The 3,919-nt window shown below is 73.5% G+C and carries 3 protein-coding genes; 1 reads left to right on the plus strand and 2 read right to left on the minus strand.

Annotated elements, in window-relative coordinates; translation table 11 throughout:
- Window positions 1-1,260, plus strand: a 1,260-nt coding sequence (locus EAO77_RS06875; protein WP_261993827.1) for a hypothetical protein, incomplete at its 5' end; no start/stop codon positions are given.
- A gap of 138 nt (window positions 1,261-1,398) precedes the next feature.
- Here EAO77_RS06875 and EAO77_RS06880 read toward each other — a convergent pair.
- Window positions 1,399-3,045: a long-chain fatty acid--CoA ligase gene (locus EAO77_RS06880; protein ID WP_147988999.1), complete on the minus strand. Its 1,647-nt coding sequence runs from the start codon at window positions 3,043-3,045 to the stop codon at window positions 1,399-1,401.
- A gap of 175 nt (window positions 3,046-3,220) precedes the next feature.
- Entirely contained in the window at window positions 3,221-3,778 is a 558-nt protein-coding gene (locus EAO77_RS06885) for a SigE family RNA polymerase sigma factor (RefSeq protein ID WP_147987168.1), read from the minus strand.
- Window positions 3,779-3,919 lie beyond the last annotated feature (141 nt).

The following is a 3,919-nucleotide window of genomic DNA, read 5'->3' on the forward strand; positions in this document are numbered from 1 at the left end:
CGGCCGGTGGGCGCGGGGTGCTGCGGCGGTGGTGTGTGCTGCTCCCGGCCGGRGGCCGGGACCCCGGGCACCCCGGCCGGGCCGGAGCCCGGCACCGGTCCGGTGCGGGTGCCCCCGGCCAGGGTGGCGCAGCCGCTGCCCGCCGAGGAGCCCGCGGCCGACTCGACCCAGGGGCGCGCGTTCAGCGTGCGCACCCTCGGCCAGGGCGTCCCCTTCGCCCAGCACCTGACCCAGCAGCAGAACCAGTCGCTCGGCTCCGGCCGCCGCCGCAAGCTGGGCACCCGGCCGGACACCGAGCTGCCCGAGGCCGCCGCCCGGCCCCACCCCCAGCCCCAGGCCGCGCCAGCGCCCGCCCCGGCGCAGCCCGCCGCGCCCGCGCCGGGCGCCTCGCGGATGCCGGCCGACCGCTCCGAGGGGCGCGCCTACGCCATAGGAGCACCCGACGAGGGCGCCGAGGGCCCGCAGCCGCTGGACGGCCCCGGGGGAGCGGTGGAGGTCGCCAACCGTCCGCTGCCGCAGCCCGTGGACGACGAGCTGCCCCCGGAGCCGCTCGACAACCCGCGCCGGCTCCTGGTGTGGCCGGCGCCGGACGTCTCCACCCAGCAGGCGCTCAGCGACCGCGGCTACCGGCCGGTCGTCGTGCACTCCCGCGAGGAGGTCGACGCCCAGATCGCCGCGTTCCCCGCGGCTCTCTTCGTCGACCCGCTGACCGGGCCGATCACCCGGACCGCGTTGCAGTCGCTGCGCCAGGCCGCCGTCGCCGCCGAGGTGCCGGTGCTGGTGACGGCCGGGCTCGGCCAGGCGACGCGGGAGGCCGCGTACGGCGCCGACCCCGCGGTGCTGCTGAAGGCGCTCGCGCCCCGTGACAGCGAGCAGCACCCGCCCAGGGTGCTGCTGATCGAGGAGCACGAGGAAATCGCGCTCGCGCTCACCGAGACGCTGGAGCGGCGCGGGATGCAGGTGGCACGGGCGGGCGCCGACGCGGACGCCGTCACGCTGGCGGGCCAGATGCGCCCCAACCTGGTGGTGATGGACCTGATGCAGGTCCGCCGCCGCCGGGCGGGGATCATCGACTGGCTGCGGGCGAACGGCCGGCTGAACCGCACGCCGCTGGTCGTCTACACCTCGGCCGGTCTCGACCAGGCGGAACTGCCGCGGCTGGCCTCGGGGGAGACCGTGCTCTTCCTGGCCGAACGCTCCACCAGCGACGAGGTCCAGGCACGCATCGTCGACCTGCTGGCGAAGATCGGCACCAACTGACGGCGGCTGCCCCCCCGCCCCGACGACCGGGCCGGGGGCGGGTCGGCGCCGCACGCGCGCCCGGTCGGTCACCGTCCGGCCGGTGACCGGACATGCCGGAGGGGCCGGCGGTCACGACCGCCGGCCCCTCCAGGTGCGTCACAGCCGGGTGACGTCCAGCTCGCCGTCCGCGTACTGCCTGCGGATCACCTTCTTGTCGAACTTGCCGACGCTCGTCTTCGGCACGGCGGGCACCACGGCCCACCGCTCCGGCAGCTGCCACTTGGCGATCTTCCCCGCCAGGAACTCCTTGAGCGTCTCGTAGTCGGCGGTCGCCCCCTCCTTCAGCACGACCGTCGCCAGCGGGCGCTCGCCCCACCTCTCGTCGGGCACGGCGACCACGGCGGCCTCGGCGACCTCGGGGTGGGCCATCAGCGCGTTCTCCAGCTCGACGCTGGAGATCCACTCGCCGCCGGACTTGATGACGTCCTTGGCCCGGTCGGTCAGCGTCAGATAGCCGTCGGGGCTGATGACGCCGACATCGCCGGTCTTCAGCCAGCCGTCCTCGCTGAACTTGTCGGCGGGCCGGAAGTCGTCGCCGCCCGCACCGCCGTAGTAGGCGCCCGCGATCCACGCGCCGCGCACCTCCAGCTCGCCGGCGGACTCCCCGTCCCACGGCAGGAACTCGCCGCCGGGCCCGACCAGTCGGGCCTCGACACCGGTCGGGAACCGGCCCTGGGTGACGCGGTACGGCCACTCCTCCTCGGCGCTCAGCCCGGCCGGCGGGTGGGCCATCGTGCCGAGCGGGGAGGTCTCCGTCATGCCCCAGGCGTGGCAGAGGCGCACTCCGAGCTTGTCGTAGGCCTCCATCAGGGAGGGCGGACACGCGGCGCCGCCGATGGTGACCTGCTTCATCGAGGACAGGTCACGGGGGTTGGCGCCGACCTCGGCGAGCAGACCCTGCCAGATGGTGGGGACGGCCGCGGCGTGCGACGGCTTCTCCCGCTCGATCATGTCGGCGAGCGGGGCCGGCTGGAGGAAACGGTCCGGCATCAGCATGTTGATGCCCGTCATGAAGGTGGCGTGCGGCAGGCCCCAGGCGTTCACGTGGAACTGCGGCACCACGACGAGGGTGGTGTCCTTCTCCGTCAGACCCATCGACTCCGCCATGTTGACCTGCATGGAGTGCAGGTAGATGGAGCGGTGGGAGTAGACGACGCCCTTGGGGTCGCCCGTGGTGCCGGAGGTGTAGCACATGGCGGCGGCGCTGCGCTCGTCCAGCTCCGGCCAGTCGTAGACCTCCGGGCGGCCGGCGATCAGCTCCTCGTACTCGTGGACCTGCGCCTCGGTGTCGGCCAGCAGCGAGCGGTCGCCCGGGCCGGAGACGACGATGTGCTCGATCGTCGGCAGGTGCGGGAGGAGGGGCGCGAGCAGCGGCAGCAGGGAACCGTTGACGATCACGGCACGGTCGGCCGCGTGGTTGACGATCCAGACCAGCTGCTCCGCGGGCAGGCGGAGGTTGAGCGTGTGCAGCACGGCGCCCATGGAGGGGATCGCGAAGTACGCCTCGACGTGCTCGGCGTTGTTCCACATCAGGGTCGCGACGCGCTGGTCGCCGTCGATGCCGAGCTCGTCCCGCAGGGCGTTGGCCAGCTGCGTGGCGCGGCGGCCGACGTCGGCGAAGCTGCGGCGCTGTGGTTCGGGCTCGCCCGTCCAGGTGGTGATCTGCGACTTCCCGTGGATCGTCATCCCATGCTGAAGGATGCGGGTCACAGTCAGCGGTACGTCCTGCATGGTGCTCAGCACGGCGTCCTCCCGGTGGGCGCTGGCGCTACGTTGCGACAAGGTGGGAAGATTCTGCGCACATACCAAGCGGTATGTCACTACCCGGGGGTAATGAATCCCCGCACATCACGGAACGTCGCCCTTCGTCCCGCCCCCGTTCCGGGCCCGCCGAGGGGCCCGGAACGCCCGCCCGGGGTCACCGGACGGGCGTGAGCTCCGGGTCCTCGCGCAGCTTGCCGAGCGCACGGGACACCGCGCTCTTGACGGTGCCGATCGACACCCCGAGCACCTCCGCCGTCTGGGCCTCGCTCAGGTCCTCGTAGTAGCGCAGGACGACCATCGCCCGCTGCCGGTCCGGCAGCTTCATCACGGCACGCCACATCGCGTCGTGCAGCGCCTGGTGCTCCGCGGGATCGGCCACCGGCAGCACCTGCGGCTCCGGCAGCTCCTCGCAGGCGAACTCGTCCACCTTCCGCTTGCGCCACTGGGACGTGCGCGTGTTCACCAGGGCGCGGCGCACATAGCCGTCGAGCGCCCGGTGGTCCTCGATGCGGTCCCACGCGACATACGTCTTGGTGAGCGCGGTCTGCAGCAGGTCCTCGGCGTCGCTCGGGTTCGCGGTCAGCGAGCGGGCGGTGCGCAGCAGCACGGGCCCCCGCGCCCGTACGTACGAGGAGAAGGAGCTGTAACGCGTGTACGACGACGGCACCGGCGCGGCGGCCTGGGAGGCGTACGTACAGACTGGCGTGGTCATGGCTCCACGCTAGGAGCGGGACCGCCGCGACGGATCGGCCCCAGGGACCGAAGCCGTGTCCCCCTCAGGTTGTAGGGCCGGAGGGCGCCCCACCTCCTGAAGGTGGAGGGGCGCCCCCGACGATCCCCGGCGTACGCCGCC

It is taken from the genome of Streptomyces sp. T39 (assembly GCF_008042045.1).
In the GTDB taxonomy this organism is placed as follows: domain Bacteria; phylum Actinomycetota; class Actinomycetes; order Streptomycetales; family Streptomycetaceae; genus Streptomyces.